23 protein-coding genes and 1 tRNA gene are annotated in these 22,170 nt (G+C 36.6%); 8 read left to right on the forward strand and 16 right to left on the reverse strand.

Going from position 1 to position 22,170, the window contains the following annotated elements:
* Positions 1–20: 20 nt before the first annotated feature.
* The 3 genes from B8780_RS00440 to B8780_RS00450 form a co-directional block, all read right to left on the reverse strand.
* On the reverse strand, positions 21–677 hold the full coding sequence (locus B8780_RS00440) for a hypothetical protein (protein WP_084272282.1): 657 nt from the start codon (positions 675–677) through the stop codon (positions 21–23).
* Positions 678–764: 87 nt separating this feature from the next.
* Positions 765–1,382 (reverse strand): hypothetical protein, encoded by a 618-nt coding sequence (locus B8780_RS00445; protein ID WP_011177683.1) that lies wholly within the window; start codon positions 1,380–1,382, stop codon positions 765–767.
* A complete protein-coding gene (locus B8780_RS00450; RefSeq protein ID WP_084272283.1) occupies positions 1,379–2,176 on the reverse strand; it encodes an aldo/keto reductase in 798 nt (265 codons plus the stop codon). The genes B8780_RS00445 and B8780_RS00450 overlap by 4 nt, the downstream gene beginning before the upstream one ends.
* Before the next feature lie 91 nt (positions 2,177–2,267).
* Between B8780_RS00450 and B8780_RS00455 the strand changes: the two genes are divergently transcribed.
* Genes B8780_RS00455 through B8780_RS00470 form a run of 4 tightly spaced genes read left to right on the forward strand, consistent with a single transcriptional unit; the run spans position 2,268 to position 10,155 of the window.
* Entirely contained in the window at positions 2,268–7,271 is a 5,004-nt protein-coding gene (locus tag B8780_RS00455; RefSeq protein WP_084272284.1) for an ATP-dependent helicase, read from the forward strand.
* Between the two features lie 37 nt (positions 7,272–7,308).
* A complete protein-coding gene (locus B8780_RS00460; protein ID WP_084272285.1) occupies positions 7,309–8,283 on the forward strand; it encodes an NOG1 family protein in 975 nt (324 codons plus the stop codon).
* Positions 8,246–9,892: a glutamate--tRNA ligase gene (locus tag B8780_RS00465; protein ID WP_084272286.1), complete on the forward strand. Its 1,647-nt coding sequence runs from the start codon at positions 8,246–8,248 to the stop codon at positions 9,890–9,892. Before B8780_RS00460 ends, B8780_RS00465 begins: the two co-directional genes overlap by 38 nt.
* Before the next feature lie 26 nt (positions 9,893–9,918).
* On the forward strand, positions 9,919–10,155 hold the full coding sequence (locus B8780_RS00470; protein ID WP_011177678.1) for a hypothetical protein: 237 nt from the start codon (positions 9,919–9,921) through the stop codon (positions 10,153–10,155).
* Here B8780_RS00470 and B8780_RS00475 read toward each other — a convergent pair whose 3' ends face one another.
* The 3 genes from B8780_RS00475 to B8780_RS00485 form a co-directional block, all read right to left on the reverse strand.
* Positions 10,156–10,803, reverse strand: a complete 648-nt coding sequence (locus B8780_RS00475) for a hypothetical protein (RefSeq protein ID WP_084272287.1) — start codon at positions 10,801–10,803, stop codon at positions 10,156–10,158.
* Positions 10,804–10,815: 12 nt separating this feature from the next.
* Positions 10,816–10,897 (reverse strand) — tRNA-Ser (locus tag B8780_RS00480).
* A gap of 1 nt (position 10,898) precedes the next feature.
* Entirely contained in the window at positions 10,899–11,486 is a 588-nt protein-coding gene (locus B8780_RS00485; RefSeq protein WP_011177676.1) for a 50S ribosomal protein L15e, read from the reverse strand.
* A 93-nt stretch (positions 11,487–11,579) separates the two neighbouring features.
* Here B8780_RS00485 and metG point away from each other — a divergent pair, with 93 nt between their 5' ends.
* A complete protein-coding gene (gene metG / locus B8780_RS00490; RefSeq protein ID WP_084272288.1) occupies positions 11,580–11,906 on the forward strand; it encodes a methionine--tRNA ligase subunit beta in 327 nt (108 codons plus the stop codon).
* Entirely contained in the window at positions 11,906–13,138 is a 1,233-nt protein-coding gene (locus B8780_RS00495) for a replication factor C large subunit (RefSeq protein WP_084272289.1), read from the forward strand. Before metG ends, B8780_RS00495 begins: the two co-directional genes overlap by 1 nt.
* On the opposite strand, the gene B8780_RS00500 is transcribed toward B8780_RS00495, so the two are convergent.
* Positions 13,125–13,370, reverse strand: coding sequence for a hypothetical protein (locus B8780_RS00500; protein WP_084272290.1), 246 nt, complete (start codon positions 13,368–13,370; stop codon positions 13,125–13,127). The genes B8780_RS00495 and B8780_RS00500 overlap by 14 nt on opposite strands.
* Positions 13,371–13,460: 90 nt before the next feature.
* Here B8780_RS00500 and B8780_RS00505 point away from each other — a divergent pair, with 90 nt between their 5' ends.
* The gene (locus B8780_RS00505) at positions 13,461–13,760 is read left to right on the forward strand and encodes a DUF2175 family protein (RefSeq protein WP_011177672.1); all 300 of its coding nucleotides are present in this window, start codon (positions 13,461–13,463) and stop codon (positions 13,758–13,760) included.
* Here B8780_RS00505 and B8780_RS00510 read toward each other — a convergent pair.
* The 8 genes from B8780_RS00510 to B8780_RS08190 form a co-directional block, all read right to left on the reverse strand.
* Positions 13,757–13,912 (reverse strand): 30S ribosomal protein S27ae, encoded by a 156-nt coding sequence (locus B8780_RS00510; protein ID WP_011177671.1) that lies wholly within the window; start codon positions 13,910–13,912, stop codon positions 13,757–13,759. The genes B8780_RS00505 and B8780_RS00510 overlap by 4 nt on opposite strands.
* Complete coding sequence (locus tag B8780_RS00515) at positions 13,912–14,220, reverse strand: 30S ribosomal protein S24e (protein WP_011177670.1); 309 nt, start codon at positions 14,218–14,220, stop codon at positions 13,912–13,914. The genes B8780_RS00510 and B8780_RS00515 overlap by 1 nt, the downstream gene beginning before the upstream one ends.
* Entirely contained in the window at positions 14,207–14,704 is a 498-nt protein-coding gene (locus B8780_RS00520) for a DUF359 domain-containing protein (RefSeq protein WP_084272291.1), read from the reverse strand. Before B8780_RS00520 ends, B8780_RS00515 begins: the two co-directional genes overlap by 14 nt.
* Positions 14,682–14,876 carry a transcription elongation factor subunit Spt4 gene (gene spt4, locus B8780_RS00525; protein ID WP_011177668.1) on the reverse strand — a complete coding sequence of 65 codons (195 nt, stop codon included), beginning with the start codon at positions 14,874–14,876 and terminating at the stop codon, positions 14,682–14,684. Before spt4 ends, B8780_RS00520 begins: the two co-directional genes overlap by 23 nt.
* Positions 14,873–15,460, reverse strand: coding sequence for a DNA-directed RNA polymerase (locus tag B8780_RS00530; RefSeq protein ID WP_011177667.1), 588 nt, complete (start codon positions 15,458–15,460; stop codon positions 14,873–14,875). Before B8780_RS00530 ends, spt4 begins: the two co-directional genes overlap by 4 nt.
* A 93-nt stretch (positions 15,461–15,553) precedes the next feature.
* Positions 15,554–16,531: a hypothetical protein gene (locus B8780_RS00535; RefSeq protein WP_011177666.1), complete on the reverse strand. Its 978-nt coding sequence runs from the start codon at positions 16,529–16,531 to the stop codon at positions 15,554–15,556.
* 5 nt (positions 16,532–16,536) lie between these two features.
* A complete protein-coding gene (locus B8780_RS00540) occupies positions 16,537–17,919 on the reverse strand; it encodes a cytochrome ubiquinol oxidase subunit I (RefSeq protein ID WP_236719336.1) in 1,383 nt (460 codons plus the stop codon).
* A 297-nt stretch (positions 17,920–18,216) separates the two neighbouring features.
* Positions 18,217–18,375, reverse strand: a complete 159-nt coding sequence (locus B8780_RS08190) for a hypothetical protein (RefSeq protein ID WP_011177664.1) — start codon at positions 18,373–18,375, stop codon at positions 18,217–18,219.
* Between the two features lie 164 nt (positions 18,376–18,539).
* On the opposite strand from B8780_RS08190, the gene B8780_RS00545 reads away from it, so the two are divergent.
* A complete protein-coding gene (locus B8780_RS00545; RefSeq protein WP_084272293.1) occupies positions 18,540–20,909 on the forward strand; it encodes a M1 family metallopeptidase in 2,370 nt (789 codons plus the stop codon).
* On the opposite strand, the gene B8780_RS00550 is transcribed toward B8780_RS00545, so the two are convergent.
* Positions 20,906–22,165: a TldD/PmbA family protein gene (locus B8780_RS00550; protein WP_161939659.1), complete on the reverse strand. Its 1,260-nt coding sequence runs from the start codon at positions 22,163–22,165 to the stop codon at positions 20,906–20,908. The two genes, B8780_RS00545 and B8780_RS00550, sit on opposite strands and share 4 nt — an antisense overlap.
* Between the last annotated feature and the right edge of the window lie 5 nt (positions 22,166–22,170).

The following is a 22,170-nucleotide window of genomic DNA, read 5'->3' on the forward strand; positions in this document are numbered from 1 at the left end:
TCGATGCATAATATATAAAATTAGAGCCTGTTTATTATAAATGAAAGTGATTCAAAGTCGCCAGGGCATGATAATAAAACGGCACTATAATCAAGGATATAGAAAAGATCGTAGACCTCATTTAAATTAAAGCTGTGCTGCCTCATTGATCTTATAATGTTTCTATTCTTTTCTGTTTCTATTATAATATATGGTATTATCCTTTCATCATTGTAAAATGTAAGGCCATCAAAGTTCGTGCCCAAAAAGAAATCGGCCCTTGTTTTTAATCTTTCCCTGATTAAAGATTCAGGTTTTCTAAGGCTTAGTATAAGACCGGCTCTTAGATGCCTTTTGTGTGCTATTTCAAAAGCTTTTAATGAATCGACATCGTTCACAGATATGCCGTATTTTGGATCGTCACCAAGGGTAAACGCCATTGACACACCAAGGAATTTCGCCGTTTTTATTAATGACCTTAACTTCAATTCATTTATATCCTTTAACCTCTGGTTTATTATTATATCCTTATTATCATAGTAATTTTTAATTATGTATGCAATAACCTCCGGGCTCATTGTGGGATAGCCAAGCGGGTTATCAGGAATGTCTATGCCATCGAACTGCGATATTGATTCTATCTCATCGAGCAATGAATCCTTTTTTGAATATGGATATATCTCAGCGTAAATCTTCATTCTATTATGATTCATTTATGGATAAAAAGCTTTTTTGGTCTCTTTAAAAAAATTACGGTAATAACTAAATTATTATATTAAATAATATTATGAAATGAGCGATCTTACAAAGGCCTCTTTCCCGGCATCATTCAACGATTTAAAGTAATCTATTTTTAAATCTGTTCTATTTATCTCTATTCCTGAATCAATCATCTCCCTCAATGGCATTGCTATGTTCGTTGTGTATGAGCCGTAGAATTCTATTGCAATGCCTATGCTGACAAATTCCTCAAGAAAGTTCCATACATCCTCTATTATATATTGAATCATGTCCTGCATTGTTTCTATCTCATCCCTTTTAAATTCATTAAATCTGTCGATATTCCATGAAAAGCCTGAGAGAAGCTGAAGGCCAAGCATTGAAGATATCGATGCATATCCAAGAGTGCCTGCAAGCGAGATATAAACAAGGTTTTTATTGTATTTCTTAATTATGTTTTTTATTTCGTCCTTCTTTGAATTTATTCTATAAAATAATATATCACGCAAATTAACGTTATCAAGCATTGATTCCATTTTTTTGTAAAGTTCAGGATATTTTGATCTGTATGGATTTATGTCAAAATTGTACTCAAGGCCAATGGCCCTTGCATACATCATTGCGGCTATTATCGAGGCGTCTTTATCATTATCGACATGGCCCTTTATGTAATCAATAATCATAATATGGAATTTCTTACTTCATTATAAACATCATCACTTAGATCTATCTTCATGGCTGATACTATTTCATCAATATGTTTCATATTCCTTGACATCGGTATCGGCAGTGACAACCTTTTTAAATAGGCAAGCGTAAGCTGAACATTGCTCATATTATTCTTCTTTGCGATGCTGTCTATTGATCTGTTTAAATATCCACGGTTTAACGGCGAGTATGCTATTACCGATATCCTGTTTTTAATACAGTATTTTATTACATCGTTCTCAACGACAGATGCGTTGTTCAGATTGTATTCTATCTCGTTTGCAACGATCTCGTATTTCTTCATGGATGATAATGCCTCGTCAAGAAGTGACTCATTGAAGTTGCTTACACCTATATCCCTTATGTATCCTGAATCCTTCAGGTATTCCATTGCTGATAGGGTCTCATTTAATGGTATAGATTTATTCGGCCAGTGAATTAAATAAAGGTCTATATAATTGGTGTTAAGCCTTTTCAGGCTGTTTTTAAGCGATCTTATTACATCCTCGTAATGTAAATGGTTGTGCCATACCTTTGATATTATGTATATATTATTCCTGTTAAAATCCTTTATTGCCTTTGAAACTAGCTCCTCGGTATGACCATTACCATAGTACTCGGCTGTATCTATTACACTTAATCCACGTGATAATGCATATTTTATAATGTTTAAATCGTATTCATCGTTTTCATATACTGGCGTTGAGCTGCCGCCAAGCCTGTATGTCCCAAACCCAATTGAGGGCAAATTTTTATCGTCTATCCTCATCTTTTAATATTTTTAAAATAAATAAAAAGTTTTTTATGAAACAGAATTTTAACAAAAGCTAAATAGTTTTAAGCATTTTAATAAGGTCTTTATGTACACAGATTTCAGAATTGAGGATGAGTTTCCGTTTCTTGACCCGGTGGTGGCAGAGTGGTTCAACTCAAAATACGATTCATTAAGCGAGCCACAAAGGTATGGCATACCTTTAATTCATAATAAAAATAATGTTCTTGTTTCATCGCCAACTGGTACCGGAAAAACACTTACAGGTTTTCTATCAATAATAAATGAGCTTTTTATAAAGGCAAGATCAGGCAGCCTTGAGGATAAGATATACTGTGTTTATATAAGCCCTCTAAAGGCGCTTGCAAATGATGTTAATAAAAATTTAAAAACGCCTTTAAATGAGATATATGAAATAGCCAGGAGTCACGGAATTGATCTTCCTGATATAAGAATAGCTGTAAGGTCCGGTGATACTGATGCAAGGGAAAGGGCAAGGATGTTGAGCAAGCCGCCGCATATTTTAATAACAACGCCTGAATCGTTATCATTGGTTTTAACAGCAAATAAATTTAGGGAGAAGTTCTTTGGTGTTGAGTATGTAATAGTTGATGAGATACATGAGATCTCATCAACAAAGCGCGGATCGCTCCTATCTTTAAATCTTGAGAGGCTTGCTTATATAGCCGGCGACTTTGTTAGAATAGGTTTATCCGCAACGCAGGCGCCGCTGGATTTAATAGCGGCCTATCTCTGCGGATACGATGGCGAAAAAAGGCGTGAATGCAGGATAATAGAGGTTAACACAAATAAATACCTTGACTTAAGGGTTATAACGCCGTCAAAGGATCTTACAAAGGTAAGCTATGAAATAGCAACCGAGAAGATGTATGATATAATAGTGGATCTGGTAAATTCACATAAAACAACATTGATATTCACAAACACCAGGGGCTCTACAGAACACGTTGCCATGCGCTTAAAGGCCCGTGGCATAGAAAACATAGAGGCGCATCATTCATCCCTGGGAAAGGAGACCAGGGTCGATGTTGAAAATAAATTAAAACGCGGTGAATTAAAATGCGTTATAACATCAACGTCCCTTGAGCTTGGCATAGACATAGGATACATAGACCTTGTAATACAGATAGGAAGCCCGAAATCCGTTTCCAGGGCACTTCAGAGGATAGGCAGATCCGGCCATGGTGTGAGGGACTTTTCCAAGGGCAGGCTTGTTGTCTTTGATATTGATGATTTAATGGAATGCACTGTGCTTACAAGGGCTGCATATGATCATAACATAGACAGGGTGCAGGTTCCCTTAAACCCGCTGGATGTGCTTTCACAGGCACTTGTTGGCATGGCCCTTGAAAAGACCTGGAATGTCGATGAGGCATATAAAATAATAAAAAACTCGTTTTCATTTCATACCCTTGATTACAGGGATTTTATATATACATTAAAATACCTGTCCGGCAAGATAGAGGGCAATACCATTTACTCAAAGATCTGGTACGATGAGGAAACATCAACCTTTGGAAAGAAGAGGAGCACTAGATTAATATATTTCATGAACGTTGGAACCATACCTGATGAGGCTAACTACAACGTTTTTAATGACCATGGCAGGATGATAGGACAGCTCAGCGACAAGTTTGTTGAAAAACTCAGACAAGGCGATATCTTTGTCCTTGGGGCAAGAACATATAAATTTATAAAAACCGTTAGAAACAGGGTTATGGTAAGTGATGCCACAGGCATGACACCAACCGTTCCTTCCTGGACCGGCGAGCTTTTGCCAAGAAGCTATGACCTTGGTGTATTAATAGGAAGATTCAGAAAGGAGCTTGCCTCCATGGATGACAATTCCGCAAAGGAATGGCTGATGAAAAATTATTATATAGATGAGTTTGGGGCCATGAGCCTTGTATCATACATAAAGGCCCAGAAACCATACGGAATACCATCTGAGGACTTCCTTTTAATAGAGGGTTACATGGATAAAAATTACAATATAATATTCCATATACCGCTGGGCAGGCGCGTAAATGATGCCCTTTCCAGGGCCTATGCATACATTATATCAAATAATTATGACGTCAATGCAAGGATAAGTGTCAATGATAATGGTTTCATGATAAGCTTTGATAAAAAGATAGAGATAAAAGATGTTATTAGAATGCTTACATCCAGGAACTTCGATGATATATTAAAAAGGTCAATAGAGAATACCGAGATGTTTAAGCAGAGGTTTAGATACTGTGCAACAAGGGCATTGATGGTCTTAAGGAAATATAAAAGTGCAGATGTGCCTGTAACCAGACAGCAGCTAAGAAGTGATAAGCTCCTCAGGGTTCTTGAAAACATGGACAATTTTCCTGTGATAAAGGAAACTTACAATGAGATATTAAATGATGTTATGGATATGGAGCATGCGCTATTATACATAAAAAATGTTATAGAAAAGGGGAGGTTTAAAATAAATGACTATTCAAGGGAAACAAGCCCGTTTTCATATAATCTTATAATATCAGGCGCATCAGATGTTGTTTTAATGGAGGATAAATCAAAACTTCTCAGGGAATTCCAGAATAAATTGCTTGATAAAATATATGGAAGCAGCATAAACTTCCTTGTAAACGATGCGAGGCTTGTTGAGAATTACTACAAAAATAACGTGCCAAGGATAGACAGCATTGAATCCTACATGGATTTTGCAAGGCACTTCCCGTACATAGATCCATTTAAAAGAAGGTTTAACGGTCCATATGATTACTCAATAATAGATATAGAGAACGCAACAGAGGAATTAATAAATAGCGATAAGATAGTCTCTGTTTTTATAAGGTCAACACAGTGGACTTCAATAGATTACTATAACATATTTTATACGTTGTTTAGAAAAGAACACGAATTAAATGACGTTGATAAAATGATATACGATGTTATAGATAACACAAGCTTTAAGGAGATAAAGTTGAAAACAAAGCTCGATGATGATGTAATAGAGTCATCACTTATAAAACTGGAATCATCATACATTATAAGAAAGCATGTTAAGGATAAAATCACCATTTACATAAAGAATGATATAAAACCAGGCGAAATAAACAGAATCGATGCCATTAAAAGGGCCATTGAATTAACTCTGGGTGCCTATGGACCGCTTTCCTTTGATGAGCTGATAATAAAAATACCTGTAAACGAGTCAGAAATGGAATCTGCGTTGAATGATCTTATAATGAATAAAACCGTGGTAAACGATTATATTACACCAATGTTTGTTAGGCAGTATATTCTATCATCTGATTTAAAGAACCTTGTAAACGTTAATAATGATGATATAAACAAAAAGAGGATAAACTATTTTTCACAGCCATGCGATACCATTGAAGATTACTTTGATAAATATGGCTTCGCCTTTTCTCTGGAAAACATAAAATCAAGGGTGAAGAATTTCAATTATAATAATCTTAAGAGCCTGATGGAATCCGGTGCCGTTTATTACACAAGGGCAATAAAAAACAGGTATGTCTACATTGCTAAATGGCTGCTTGACACATTATATTATCTTAGAAGGGAAAATCCGGGCAGGAACGATGAGCGGATAATTAAATACATAGAGGATGGCCTTGGAATAAATGAGATTTCAAAACTCACAGGCCTTGGAGATTCCGTTGTAAAGGCTATTGTAAAGGATCTTGAATACCGCCTTGAGATTATAAACGATGGTAAAAGGATTTATAAATACAAACCAGGAAATGATGTAAGAGACCTTGTGGATAAATTCGGGCCCGTGACATTAAAGGAGCTAACAAGATTTTTCTGGGTAAGCCCATCAAGAATTGATTTATCAGGCAGGGTTCCATTGTATTATAAAAATGAGGTATATTATGGTGATATCAGAGATTCTGGACCATCAAGGATCATTGTAAACGTTCTTGACCCGCTTTTAATATACCTTGGAAAATTTTCGGACAACGATTCTTCAATATTCATAGATAACGGCCATGAGTCCGGCTTCATGAGGATATTCGACAGTGGATCTGTTCTCTGGATAGAGGGCCTTGAGCTTGAAAGTGGATCGGAAAAAAGCTTCCTGGATTATATAAATTCTAGGTATTTTAACTATAGCATTGTCATAGATAATAATGATCTTCATGATGATAAATACAAAAGGTATGGCAGATACCTTTGCAATACAAATGCATTGGTTATAAACAGCATGAATGATTTAATATCCATGTTTACGCCGGAGATGATCGAGCAGCCACTGAATTACAATAAGCTTGAGAGGCTGCATCTTGGCATAAGGACAGATGTCGAGGGCATATACACGGGCATAAAACCGGCTGACATGGAAAAATACTTTGAATCCGGATTTTTATACATAATAAACGGCCCGTTTGATAGCAGCACGTACATTACAAAGAACATGATAAGTTTATACCGTTCAATAAGATCAAGGAAATTAAATGATATCGAGGAAAGGATAGTAAAGATATTATTAAATGATAGCAAAACCGAATCAGAGCTAATAAGAGATATCCATGAATCATACAGGGTAAAATCCGCAATAAAGTCGCTGTTTAAGATAAACGCAGTGGCGCGCGATTATAAGAGAAGGTATGTATTTATACACGAAAGCATATCAAGAAAGGATGCAATAAAAACCATGCTGAAAAGCATATTAAATACCTTTGGCTTCTTTGACGATGAGCATTATAAAAGGATGTTCTCCGTTGATATAGATAATGATTACATTGATGCTGTAAGGGAATTAAAAATGGAGAATAAAATAGCAGACGCCATAGTTCTGGATGAAAAAAAGCTTGTTTATCTATCAGTTGAGAAAAATAACCATAACAATGGCACGATGGTTGTGACGCCAAAGGATCTGTTCTATCTTTATTATAGCGATTATTTAAAGGCCAGATACGGAAGCTCTTACATATTAATGGATGATGGAAAAATCAAAACATCGTTTTCGGTGAAAAAATCAGGAAGATTTCTAATGATAGAGAATAACGACTACATGGATTTGATAAAGAGCGAGATGTCCAGTGCAGGTTACATAGTTAACAGCAAATAGAATTAAATGCTTTAATATATAATAACAATACCTATAAGTGTTTGATTACATACCAACGATATTAAGATCACAGGAAATAATAAATAAATCCTTTAAAAGGGCATCGAATATAGAGGAACCTTACTTTCCCAGGAAGGAGGATAAGGTAAAAAAGGAGATCATGGACAGGATATCAACAATAGAATCCACTGCATGCTCACATTTCGATAGGATAATAAAAAAGTTTCCAACAATTGAAAAGATCCATCCATTCTATTACCATTTAATAGACCTGATGTTTGATGTTGATCATTACAAATTAAGCCTTGGTAAGGTTCAGTGGACAAGTGATAACATAAAAAGACTTAGCACTGATTATATAAAAAAATTGAGGTATGCAAAGACCATAAACGAGATGAACGTTTTAATGAAGAGCTACTATGGAAGGTTTTCATCACTGGTAAAAAACATAAATGATGATCTTGTTTTTCTTGGAAATTGCAGGGATTCAATGAGAAGGCTTCCAGGCATTATTACAGATATGCCCACATTTATCATGGCCGGAATGCCAAATGCCGGCAAGAGCTCACTGATATCAAAAATAACAGATGTCAGGCCAAAGATAGCGCCGTATCCGTTTACAACGCTGGACATTATAATAGGATACCGCAGCTTTAAATCAGGAAAAGCACAGTTCATAGACACGCCGGGCCTTCTTGACAGGGACATGTCCAGAAGAAATGATATGGAAAAAAAGGCAATAATAGCATTGTCATACATAGATGGTATAATATTATTTTTATTTGATTACTCCGGACAGGTTGATTTAGATGCACAGGCCAGGCTATACAGCGAGATAAGGGAGAATTTCCCAAACAGGATAATTAGGGTTCAGACCAAGCTTGATCTATCAAAAAGATATGAGGATATTGCAGTATCAGCCGTGACCGGTGATGGTATGGATCATTTTATGGAATTTATAGAGGGTGAGGTCGGTGAGTATTACAGAAGAAATAAGGAAGCAGGCAATTAAAAATGCATACTTGCATGATGGAAGGGCCGATGTAAAATCCGTAGTTAGCAAGTTAATGGCGGAGTTTCCTGAGGCCAGAAAGAATCCTGGTGATTTAATCAACGATGTTAAAAAATGCGTTGATGAGATAAATTCAATGGGAAAGGACCGTATTATTGAAATAATAAACAATGAGTACCCGGAATTTAAAATAAAGGAAAAAAAGGAGGAGAAGCACGAGCTGCCAGAGCTGCCAAATGCAAAAAATGGCGTTGTCATGAGGATGGCGCCTTCACCATCAGGACCATTGCACATAGGCCATTCAAGGATGGCAATACTCAACGATGAATACGTAAAAAGATACGGTGGTGATCTAATACTAAGAATAGAGGATACCAATCCCGGAAACATAGATATAGATGCCTATGATATGATACCTGAAGATTTAAAATGGCTGGATGTGAATGTAACAAAAACGGTTATACAGACATCGAGAATGGATCTATATTACAGGGAGGCAAAAAAGCTTATAGAAAATGGATATATGTACATAGCGGAGACCGATCAGAAAAGGTTTAAGGAATTAAAATTAAAATCAATGGCCCTGCCAGACAGATCCATGGATCCTGGCGTACATTTGGATAGATTTGATAAAATGCTTAACCGTGAATACAGGGAGGGCGAGGCTGTAGCTGTTTTAAAGACTGACCTGAATCATCCAAATCCATCAATAAGGGACTGGATAGCCTTTAGAATATCATATAAAAGGCATCCGCTTACAGGCGATGAATACTGTGTTTATCCAATGATGAACTTTTCCGTTGCCATTGATGATCATTATCTTGGATTAACACATGTTATAAGGGGCATGGACCATCTGGTAAATACAGAGAAACAGAAATATATATTTAATTACAACAGCTGGAAGCTTCCTTACTATTACCATTATGGAATTATAAAGATACCAGGTTCGGTATTAAAAACAAGCATAATAAAGAATGGTATAAAATCTGGAAAGTACACAGGCTGGGATGACGTAAGGCTTGGAACGATACGTGCGCTAAGAAAGAGGGGTTACAGGCCTGAGACGTTTAGAAGATACTGGATAAACTCCGGCATGAAGGAAACAGGTGCAACGTTCTCCTGGGAGATCTTTGATTCAATAAACAGGCAGCTGATCGATAGGGATGCAATGAGGTTCTTCTTTGTTAATGATCCTGTTCTACTTGATTTAAACAATGATATTGACCTTGAGAGCCATGCAAGGTACCATCCTGATATTGATCTTGGATACAGAAAATACATTATAAAGAGCCATTCAAGGATATATTTAAGCAGGCGTGACCTTGATGATATCAAACCTGACGAGATATTCAGATTAAAGGATCTTTGCGTGGTTAAAAGAACAGAGGATGGAATAGCATACATTGATGATGATTCAGGCAAAAGGCTCAAGATTATACAATGGTGCCCTGAAAACAGCCATGAATTTACCGTTCAGAAGCCTGATGGAACTGTTGACTCTGGTATGCTTGAACCCCTTGCATATAATTACAATGGCGTATCACAATTTGAGCGCTATGGCTACGTAAATATTATAAACAGAAAGGGATACTTCTTGCATAGATAAATATATTTTATATTAATACAATAAACATGAGAACTGAGGATCAGAGAAATATCATGTGCGGTGGTGCACCTGAAAGCTATCTTAAGGCCTATTTCAAAGGGCTTTACTTTGATTTGGATGATGATGAGGAGGTTGAGATATTATTCTCAAAGGATAAGTTCAGCCTTGGGGAGGAAAAATTCAGTGAGATAGCTGAATCAACGGGTTTAAGTTTAATCTCATACAATGTCAATGATGATGTCACTGTAAAACTAAAAAAATAATTAAAATTTGCCGTATTTTAGTGCCTCTTCCCTGTTAACAGAAAGCGCGTATTTAAACAATTTATAATGGTCTGAACCGCCCTGAACGATCATATGGCATTTCATCTCTGAAAATTTAATCCTCTTTATCCTTATTTTCTGATATTTTATCGAGCCAAATTTTTTACCTGAACCGAAGATAAATGTTTCATCAAAGTTTTTGAATTCCGGAGTTAATAATGCATCTATTATAACATCTGAATCCCATGGAAGCCATGTACCCTTTATAAATGTAACGCCAGATCTCATAAGGTATTTTATTTTATCCTCCATGTGTACTGATGCGGCGTACAGGAATGGCATGGAACCGGTTGCAAAAAGTTTTACCTTTAAAAGGCCATTTCTATTCTTGCCTATGTATAATTCCCTGAGCCTTTTATCGGCAATGTAAATGTAAAAGGCATTATTTCTTTTCTCTATTCTGTGCAATGAATAATGGTCATTTATATTAAGTATCATCGTTGAATAAAAAACGTTGTTTTCATCATCATGTATGCATGGAAAGTACCGTTTATTTGATGTTGAATGTTTAAAATTCCTTTTTTTATAATATGATCTTCCCGATGAATTAAAATCGGATACAAAATTGGTTATGATATTCCATTTCATATTATATAAAGGCGCCACGGGGGAGATTCGAACTCCCGATCCACTATGGGAACCAGCTCTCAAGGCTGGCGCCGTACCGCTGGGCCACCGTGGCATTATCTTCTAAGGCGGCCATTGGCCCTTATTGATGGCCTGCTCTTTGCAGAACCAAGCCGGCCGTGTCCAAGGCCTCTCGATTTGTAGCCTGCGGATGTTAATCCACGATAGACGCGACCCTTGTTTGCGCTGTTTGCTATCCATGATACATTTTTGTCTGATAGTACAGCAGGAGATGATCTGTCTATTAGTATTACCTCATAGTACTTGTAAAGACCGTCCTCACCAACGTAGTATGAGTTCAGGACCTCCATGTTTGGATACTTATCCGCGGCACGCTCCTCTGCTATTAGCTGTATGCTCTTTTTAACAGTAAGCTTGTTGTATGCCAGCCTTCTGGGCCTTCTGCCTCCCATAATCTTTGGCCTGTGCTGGCCACCCTTTCTTACCCTTGACCTTACAATAATAAAGCCCTGCTTTGCCTTATAACCAAGGCTCCTGGCACGGTCTAACCTTGTTGGATAATCTAAACGTACAACTGAGCCACTTTTCCTCCATGATACCATCCTGGCCTTCTGCACAGGATATATATCGGACTTCTTTAATTTCTTCCATGAATCTCTAATCATTGAATATGAGCTTAACATTCCAAAGACCTAAAACCTTATTTTAAAATAATATAAATAGATTATTGTATCCCTTTAAGGTTAAATTTATAAACCATATTAAAAATACACCATATGGATCAGATAGATATAGACCATTTTCATACCATAGATCTCAGGGTTGCAAGGGTCATAGAATGCGAAAAGGTTGAGAAATCAAGATCTTTATTAAGAATTGTTCTTGACCTTGGCGATGAGAGAAAGCAAATAGTATCAAGCATAGCGGATTATTACAAACCAGAGGATATTATTGGAAGGAATCTTATTATAATAAACAATTTAAAGCCTGCAAAATTTATGGGCATAGAAAGCCAGGGGATGCTCCTTGCGGCCGAGGATGAATCCGGGGTTTCGCTGCTGACAACGGATAAAGACGTAAAGCCTGGCACGAGGGTTCATTAATGGCATGGGCTGACAAGTACAGGCCGGTGGATATTTCCGAGCTTATAATGCCATCTGATGAATTAAACAGTATAATAAGATGGGCCGATTCATGGAGGAACAATGAGGTAATAAAAAAGTCGCTTATACTTTACGGTGATCCGGGAACGGGTAAAACAACAACAGCCACGGTGATAGCAAATTACCTTAATGTGCCATTAATAGAGATGAACGCCTCTGATGAAAGAAATGCGGATAGCATGAAGCGTGTTGCATTAATGTCATCGCTGTATTCAGATCTATTATCCGAGAGGAGAATACCAGACAGATTAATATTAATAGATGAGGCTGATAACATCTTTGAATCCAGGGATCCAAAAAGGGGCGGTGACTATGGAGGCATTACAGAACTATTAAATGTTGTAAAGGAAACAAGGAATCCTGTTATAATAACCATGAACGACTACTATTCATTTAGATCGAAAAGGAGCGGCAGGGAGATCATTGACAATTCACTGGTTATAGAGATGAGGCCATACAGGAGAAGAAACGATCAGAGGTACCGTGAATTTATAAACAAATGCCTTGAAAGATGCCATTACATATTAAAAAAGGAGGGAAAATCCGTACCTGAAAACGATATAATAAGAATAATAAAGGAGAACGAGCCTGACATAAGATCGATAATAAATGATCTTGAGGCATATGCACAGGATTCAAATCCGGGAACAAGAAATAAAAAGATCGATATATACAGGTATGTAATTGATACATTTCACAGCCATGATTATGATAAATTAATAAACTCATTCAGCGATGCAGACTTTGATCCTGATTATTATATAAAATGGATAGACCAGAACCTAAAGGAGGAGTATCAGGATCCTGAAGATCTAAAAAATGCATATGATATCCTATCAATTGCGGATCTCTATGGCAGGCTTTCATACAGGGCAAACTACATGCTTACAGGCATTTCGCAGGAAATAGCTGCTGGTGTCTCATTAATGGTTAAAAACAAAAACAGAAGCACCGGCAGGTACTCGATGCCGGATATAATAAAGATGTACTCATCCAGAAAGGGAATAAACGGCGCAAGAACACTTTTGGAAAAGCTTGCAGCATTGAACCATACATCATCAAATGTGATTGTATCATATCTATGGTTTTACAGGATTATTAAAAGAACGGCTGAATTTAAAAGGATATCAAGAATACTGGATCTAAGCGATAACGAGGTTAAGCAAATTTAGACTGCAATGACATTATTTTCTTGCATTTTTTTATGGTTCCGCTGACGTATATTACATCATGGCCTGATTTCCTTAAAAGCCTTATTATTAAATCCTTATTGAACTGGTTTGCAAGAACTATTGTATAGTTATTATCATTAAATTTTACCTTTACACCGTACCCTGATAAATGCCTGTAATCAACATTTCCCTTGATTAGAATGTACCTCTTTCTGTATATTGATGATTTCACGTTTCTGTATCAATTATAAATTAATCTATTTTTCCAGTTTTTAAAAGAAGTTTAAAAAAAGTTAATAAATAATCTATTATACATGTAAACATGGAGTACAAATGCTATATTTGCAAGAAGGCTTTCAGAAGCGGGGAGAAGTTCACATTTACAAAGGAGGGTTCGGTTCATCTTGACTGCTTTGTTTCAGATAAGAGATTAAAAATAGAGGAAAATAAGATAGAGAAGCTTAGGACCCTGAGCCTGATCCTGGACTATGAGCTCACATACCTTGTTGAGCTTTTGAACATAAAGCCAGAGGATGACGAATCTAAGGAAATAACAAGGCAGAAAATAAAGGAGCTTGAAAAGGCAAGTGGCGAAACAACAAAAATGATTTATGAACTTTAATTTTTCCTTTTAAATTCTGTGTAGCCACATCTGCCGCAGGAGAATCTATCCTCGTGCTCTGCAAGGAAGACGCCAGGGCCGCATCTTGGGCAGAACCTTCTCTTTCTTACTATTTTGTTATCCTTTAATTCATATAATTCTCTCTTCTCCATTACTGATTACCTTCCTTTACCTTTAATTTGTTTCTAAAAAGCTCGTAATCCGGCTCATAGAGCATTGCATGCTCCTTTGTATCGTAAATCTTTGCGTATCCCTTTATTTCATGCTTGCCTGTTTCCTGTCTGTTTTTATCGACTATAATCAATGATTCGTCTGAGCCGTAGTTATTGGCAAGCAGCTTTCTTATATCCTCCCTGCTTGGTGTCTTATCGTTCTCGAATTTTATTGTGTAATTTATCTCCTTTCTAAACAGTAGCTTGTTATCCCTCTCCATATCAACGTTAAATTCAAGTTTTGCCATTTAAATCCCTCAATATATCAGTTACCATAGATTTTATTTCAGTATTTATAAATATGCATGCCATACCTGTATCTGGTACACCATACACAACTAGTGTATTAATATCGCCATAAAAAATTATCGGTATTACGGCAAGATCCTCCTCACCATTTATTTCAATTCTTGTCTTTTTATTACTTTTTATTGATGATTCTATGGCCCTTATTAACGATAACGATATCGTTCCTGGCCTGTTTTCTATGGATATGGAATTTTCCCTATGATTATATGTTTTCTCTCCGCGCTTCGTTTTTAGGTCAACAACCTCGATAAATATATCAAGACCTGCCCTTTCAAGGTTCTCTGTTGTTACATCGCCCACGGTTATGATCCTGCCACCATGTTTTTTAATATCATCAATGCTGCAAATACTATGTGAAAATTCTTTTATTTTATTTATGGACTCCTGGTTTAATACAAGGTCATGATCGAACTTTAATTGCATACATACCAGGCTCGGTTATTCCGGCTCTTTTTGCTATTACAGAACCCTCAGGATCATTTACAATAACAAAGCCAAACCACTCCTCTGTGGTCTTCTCATCGCCATGAACAGGGCAGAACTGGTCCGTGGTAAGCCTTTTACAGATCTTGCATGCAAGATACTGCTTTTTCACTGTGTTTCACCCCTTTTAATTGTTCTTGTCGTCCAGTTCTCCTTTCCAAGGCCGGGCTGTTTTGCAGTAAGTCCTATCTTTGCATCCTCTATTGATGATGATGACAGGTTCATTGCCACTATCCTAACACGTATCTTATCGCCGATCTTAAGATCCTCCTTCGTATCCCTGCCAACAAACCTCTGATTTGCCATGTCTATATTTATTATATCATCCATGATCTGGCTTATGTGCAGAAGCCCCTCAAACGGGCCGAACTTGACAAAGGCCCCGAACTTCTGTATTGAGATAACAACGCCGTCAACAACCTCATGCATTTTTGGATAGTAGGCTATGGCAGTGTAAACAACATCCTGGTAAACCCCGCCGTCACCATGTACTATGGTTCCATCACCAACCAGCTCTATATTTTCTATTGAGACAATAAAACATTTGCCCATGTTTCTGCCGGTGGAATCATTTATATCGACAAGCTTTCCAACGAGGTTCCTTTTAGTGATTTCAAGCACTGCCTCCCTGTAATCATCACCGAGGAGCTCTGGCGGAACCCTTGCAACGTAATCATTTTCCAAAGAGATGTACATAATTACCTACCATTAATGTATTGGATATTAATTTATCTGTATAAATATTTTCAATTAATATTTAATTTAAAGGCAAAATTATTAAAATAAAATTTAATTTACATCCTTTATTTTTAGGCTGCCGTTGTTGTAAACAAAAGAGTATGCTATCATTAAGAGCGTTACACCTATACCGCCAGCAATGCTTAATATTATATTAAAGCCAAGCATTGGTGCTGGTGATTCAAAGATTTTAACAGGGAATGCACCGGCTGCAATATAATTTACAGGGTACTCCAGGAAGAATATGCCTATGATCATTAAAACGAAGAAGAATGGCTTGTATGATGCAAGGTACGTTGTTTTATCAAATATATAAAGTACCGGTATTATTATTCCTATTATTACAGGTATTAAAAGATAATCAATGCTGAGTAGCTTGTCGTTAAATGTTAAACCATAAAGACCATAGGCTGATATGATTATGCCTGCTATATTAAATAAAAGTGGCATGTACCTTTTTTCAGATGTCCTGTAGAAAACCATTGAGAAACCGTACATTAATATCAGCGTGCCTGCAAAGAATAGATAAAAGTAAAAAGTTGAGAATAGTGGTACAAAATTAATGTATGATCCTGATAAATTCGATGAATCAAGGTTTATGCCCTTTCCATAGATAAGTGCGGAGACGGCTATCAAAAAAACCGCGACCATTATAAAAGTTGCTATTGAATAGAACCTGTATAAGTTCCTCTTATTTATGGATTTACCGTCCTTCCATAGGAACTCGGCGTATATTATCCATGCATTTCTTAGTATTAAAAAGGCAACAAAGATGCCAACAAGCGGTATTAAAAGGTATGATGAGATCGGAACTAATGATGAGTATATAAGCTCAAGCTCAACAACAAAGAAAACAATGAATGTACCTGTTATCTCCCATACAGGAACTATGTGCTTTAAAACATTTTTCTCGTATCTCTCAAAGTTTTTTGAAATTATTGGATAAATTGCCATGAATTCCGATAATAAAAATGTTAGCATTGATGCCAGAACAATCTTAAAAAATATCTCATTTTCATAGTATAACAATTATATCACCTCATTCCAGCAGGTGTTGATTTCCCAACCTTTGAGAGGTCATCATCTGCATGCCTTAGATCGTCCTCTATATTTGATACCTTAAGCACCTTGGCCATGAAATATAGCGTCAATGGTATTAGAACGATGTAAAAGATTATTATTGCCATTCCAAGCGGAAACACCACAGGTGATGTTGATGCTGCCTGGCCTATGGTCATAACATAATACGGTGGTTTATCATAAAGTATTATGCCAGGTACCCTGCCAACCTCTGCCGTGTACCAGCCATCCTCCATTGTGTAAACGGCCATGCCTGAAAAGAACATTAAAGCCTTAAGCACGGATCTTTTATTTAATGGATCCTTCTTCATGAAGTACATTATTACAACGATTAGCCAGAAGAATCCCATTAATACTCCGAAGCCGACCATTAGATCCAGTGTATCATGAACAAATGATGGCGGCCATACACTTGAAGGATATGATGAAAGTCCAGGTATGTATCCATGTCCAAATGTAAACGGATATGCAAGCAATGACTGTGCCAGTGGCAGATTAACATAGTATGCAGGATGTCCGTTTATTATTACACCAAAGATGTGCTCAGGTGCACCGTATGTAACAGGAACCATGTCCTGCTCCAGGGCTGCATACTTTAATGGCTCAACAACCAGTAATGTATCAAGTTCGTTTGAACCACTGGCGCCAACTATTATTATATCTATTATTGCAATGACTGATAAAATTTTAAGCCCTGCGCTGTAAACAAGCCTCTCATCTGCACCCGATGATCTTAGATATTTGTATGCAAAATAGCCCAGGAGCATCATTGAACCTGCAAAGTATTCCACAGCATACATATGGAACTGCTCCGCAAATGTTGATGGCTCCCAGAAAACCTTCCATGGGTTTACATCTGTTATAATTCCAGTTTTTAAATAATATGGAATGTTAAATGAGCCCTCTGGTGTGTTCATCCATGCATTTACGTCTGTTATCAATGCTGCAGATCCACCGGTGCCTACAAGCACGCCGATCGAGGTTAGCCAGTGGTTCCACCTGTTCTTAAAATTGTCCCAGAAGTAGACATACATCATTAATGTTATGGATTCCAATAGAAATGCAAAGACCTCTGCATAAAATGCTGACATTGCAACTGCCCCAACAACCTTCATAAACTCTGGCCAGAAGAGATAAAGCTCAACGGCCATAAAGATGCCTGAGGCCGTTCCCACGGCAAAGTTTATGACAAGGGCTGTTGATGCCTTTCTTGCCAGTGTTAAAAAGTACCTGTTTTTGTATTTTATTCCGATAAATTCTGAGATTGTTATTAAAAGCGCAAGTCCAAGTGTTAACGTTACCAAAAGTATGTGGGATGATATTGTATACGCAAACATGGCACTATCCCATACCGGATATGAAACCATAGTTATCGATTTATGATCGCATCCTCTAATAAATACTTTTTGATATAATATAAAAGATTTTTGTAATTGATAATGATACACAATTTATTTAAAAAATAATAAAAATATAAGCAGTAAGAAATATTATATAATTAATAACGGCATAAAAAGTCCTAAAAGAATATTAAAAAATAAAAATCGTTAAATAATTGCATAATTAAATCATTGCCATAAAAAAATAAATGTTTAAAAACAGTATTATCATGAATAATTAATCAAAATTTGATTTTATGAAAATTCTTCCTCAAGCTCAAGCATCACCTCGCTTAGAACGTCCTCAAGTGTTAATCCGGTATATTCCCTTAGACCACCCATTTCAGTTCTAAGCCTGGCAAGGTAACCATCCTCGGTCTTCTCAAATTCTATGTTGCAAAGGAGCTCTTCCATACTATCACAAAAGTTTAGATAAACAAGATATTTAAAGATTTTTAAGCTCCAACATGCATTAATTTTTAAAAATTATAAATAAAATATCTTCTTAAAATCAGATTAAAATCAAAATTTTTATTATATATAACAAAACATTATAACCATATAAAATATAACGTTTCATGGATATTTTAAGTTATGAAATAACACTGGACATAAAAAATGATCATAAATACACAGGGCATGAGATAATTACATTGGATGGCAACGAGGAAAAGCTAATATTAAATGAGTCTGGCCTTGTCATAGATGAAATAAAAGTGAACAACAAAGAAAAAAATTACAAGTTTTACAGTGAAAATGATGAGCTCGTTGTAGACGGTATAATAACATCAAGATCTGTTGTTGAAATAAGGTTTCATGGTAAGATCCTGGAAAGCCTCGATGGTTTCTACGTGGCAAGGTACGGAGATAATGAGATGTACACAACCCAGTTTGAGGCAAGCAGTGCAAGAAGGATGTTTCCATGCATAGATAATCCATCATACAAGGCCACTTTTAAAATCAGGGTTATAATTGACAAAGATTTAAGTGCAATATCAAACATGCCTGTAAAATCAGAGACCATTGAAAATGGTAGAAAGATCGTTGAATTCCATGAAACCCCGAGGATGTCAACATATCTTATCTATCTTGGTATCGGCAGGTTTGAGGAAAAACATGATAAATACAAAAATATAGATATAATCCTTGCCGCTCCAGAGGGCAGGCTTACAGGTTCTGATTATCCAATGGAGATAGCAAAGAGATCCATAGAATTCTATGAAAATTACTTTGGAATAGATTACGTGCTGCCAAAGATGCATTTAATCTCTGTTCCTGAATTTGCAGCCGGTGCAATGGAGAACTGGGGTGCAATAACCTTTAGGGAGATATATCTTAATGTGGATTCGCACACGGGAAACTCTGTAAAAAAGGCCATAGCAGATGTCATAGCCCATGAGATAGCGCATCAGTGGTTCGGCGACCTTGTTACAATGAAGTGGTGGAACGATCTCTGGCTAAATGAGAGCTTTGCAACCTTCATGTCATACAAGGCCATTGATAGTATGTATCCTGAGTTTGACATGTTTGGTGACTTTGTTATAAGCGAGACGTCAGGCGCACTCTCCGGAGATTCTTTAATAAACTCGCATCCTATAGAGGTTGAGGTAAAGAACTCTGATGAGATATCACAGATCTTCGATGAGATAAGCTATGGAAAGGGCGGTAGCATCCTAAGGATGATAAATAAATACATTGGTGATGAAAACTTTAAAAATGGATTAAACAGGTATTTAACAAATTTTAAGTACAAAAATGCTGAGGGTACAGATCTCTGGGAGTATCTTGCAAAGACCTCAAATGAACCGGTACGTGAGATCATGGAGTCCTTTATAAAGAGGAGCGGCTATCCCATGATAAGGGCATCAGTAAACGGTAAAAAATTGAGTCTAAAACAGGAGCGCTTTCTGCTAAATGGCTCTGATAACAGAATATGGAAGGTTCCGCTGACGATAAAATATAAAAATGGTATAAAGAGCATGCTTTTATCAAAGGATTATGATGAAATTGATTTAAACGGGGATTTCATAAAGATTAATGCTGATGAATCTGGATTCTACAGGGTTTTATACGATGAGGCCTTCTACAATGATCTGGATTTAAAATATCTATCAAACCTTGATGCCTGGGGCATTGTAAACGATGCGTATGCATTTCTTCTGGCAGATAGAATCGATATGAATTTATACAAAATGATAATAGAAAAGTTCTCTGAATTAAAGAATTACCTTGTAATAAACGAGATATCAAATGAACTGTTTAGATTGAAAACGATAATACCTGAGAACAGGTGGCTGCTTGAATACGGAAAGAAATACCACAGAATGATCCTTGATTATCTTGGTGATAAAAAACCGGGCGAGGACTTCAATGTATCCATAATAAGGGGAATTGTATCCTCCAGGCTTGCATTGTTCGATGAAGAATACGCAATGGAACTTGCAGAAAAAATAGATGATTTTGATAACATCGATGGCGATATGAATGCCTCTGTATTAAATGGATATGCCGTTGCATTAAACGATGCTTCAAGATTAAGGGAAATGCTCAAAAAAACAGACAGTGATGAAACAAAGGTAAAGATAATAAATGCAATGGCGCTTACACATGGCGATAGGAATTTTAAAATCATTGAGGATGCAATGGCCACAGGAGATATTAAAAAACAGGACACAATGAGGTACTACATAAACGCAGCAATGAATCCAATGTCCAGAGAATATATTTACGGTAAGCTGGATTACATTGTAAAGGAACTTTCAAGGATATTCGAGGGCTCTGGATACACATCAATGGTCATAGAATCGATAATACCTTACATAGGACTATCAATTGACATAAAGGAAAAGTTAAAATCCATTGAAACAAAAGAAATAAACAGGGGCATTAAAAAGGGTCTCGAGTACCTTGAGGTCTATTCAAGGCTTTATAATAAATATAAAATTTAAAAACCCTTACTTATATTTATATTATTTACAAGTGCGTATGGCATTATCGATGGATGTATTTCATCCCACCATTTTACATTGACCCTTTCCCTTGACACTTCCTGAAGGTTTCCCAGTATGTTTATTATCGAGTCGCTTATTCTTATGCCTGAAACCGAGCCGACGATCTCACCGTATTTTATGTAAAAAACGCCATCCCTTGGAACTGTAGAGAATATGCCGGCACGCTGATCCTGAAACCTTGTGTACCAGGAATTGTTTATAAATATTCCGGTATCAATGTCATTTATAATATCAATATAGCTCCTTGATCCTGGCTCTATTGAGAGCTGCCATGGTACAGGATGTATTATTCCTGCGTTTCCTGTGGTTGCCGTGCCGGCCTTAACAGATGTTGAGTATGAATGAAGATATGTCTTTAATACCCCATGGTCTATAATTTTCTTGTTTGATGTTAATGTTCCCTCATCATCCACGGGCCGGTATCCAATCCCGTTCATGTTCAATGGCTCGTCATTTAATGTTAGATTTTCAGGGCCGACCCTGGAATTTAAAAGATCAATGAATGGGCTGATCCCTGCGTCTATATTATAATATGAAAAAAAATTTGAATTGTACGTCATTATTGTGCCAAGTGCATATGGCGATAATATAATATCATATTTCCCCTCATCTATATCTATTTTTTTACTGGTCTTTCTTGCAGTTTCAGCCGCAAGCTCACCGTACCTGTATGGATCTATATTGAATTTAAAACCTGTATGCACAGATTCCTGACCGCTGAAGCCATCCTTAAATGATCTTATAACGATCTCATAGCCACCGGTGATGTATTTTATATCATTGTAATTTGTAATCACACGATTTTTAAATTTCTTTTTATAAACCAGGCCCGCACTGCTGTCAGCACCGGAAAGTTTTGCGGAATCCACCATCTGTTTCATGATCTCATAGATCTCAAGATCATCCATTTCCATGTCTTTTTGTTCAAACGAGTAGTGCCTGTTGTTTATTCCATTGTAGGATGGATTCTCAACCGCATTTTTCATTAAAAATTCAATGTTATTTATATCATTTTTATTTTGAATCTCGATGTTGACAATCCTCCTGCCACTTGCGGCAAAGATATTATATAAATGATCTGACCAAACATTGTTTAAATCACATTCATTGTTTGAGAATCTTATCTCATCTATATCATAATATGATTCGTTGACGGAGTATTCATCAGCATACTTTTTTATCTCATCAATCATAAAAA

This window comes from Picrophilus oshimae DSM 9789, from assembly GCF_900176435.1.
Classification (GTDB): domain Archaea; phylum Thermoplasmatota; class Thermoplasmata; order Thermoplasmatales; family Thermoplasmataceae; genus Picrophilus; species Picrophilus oshimae.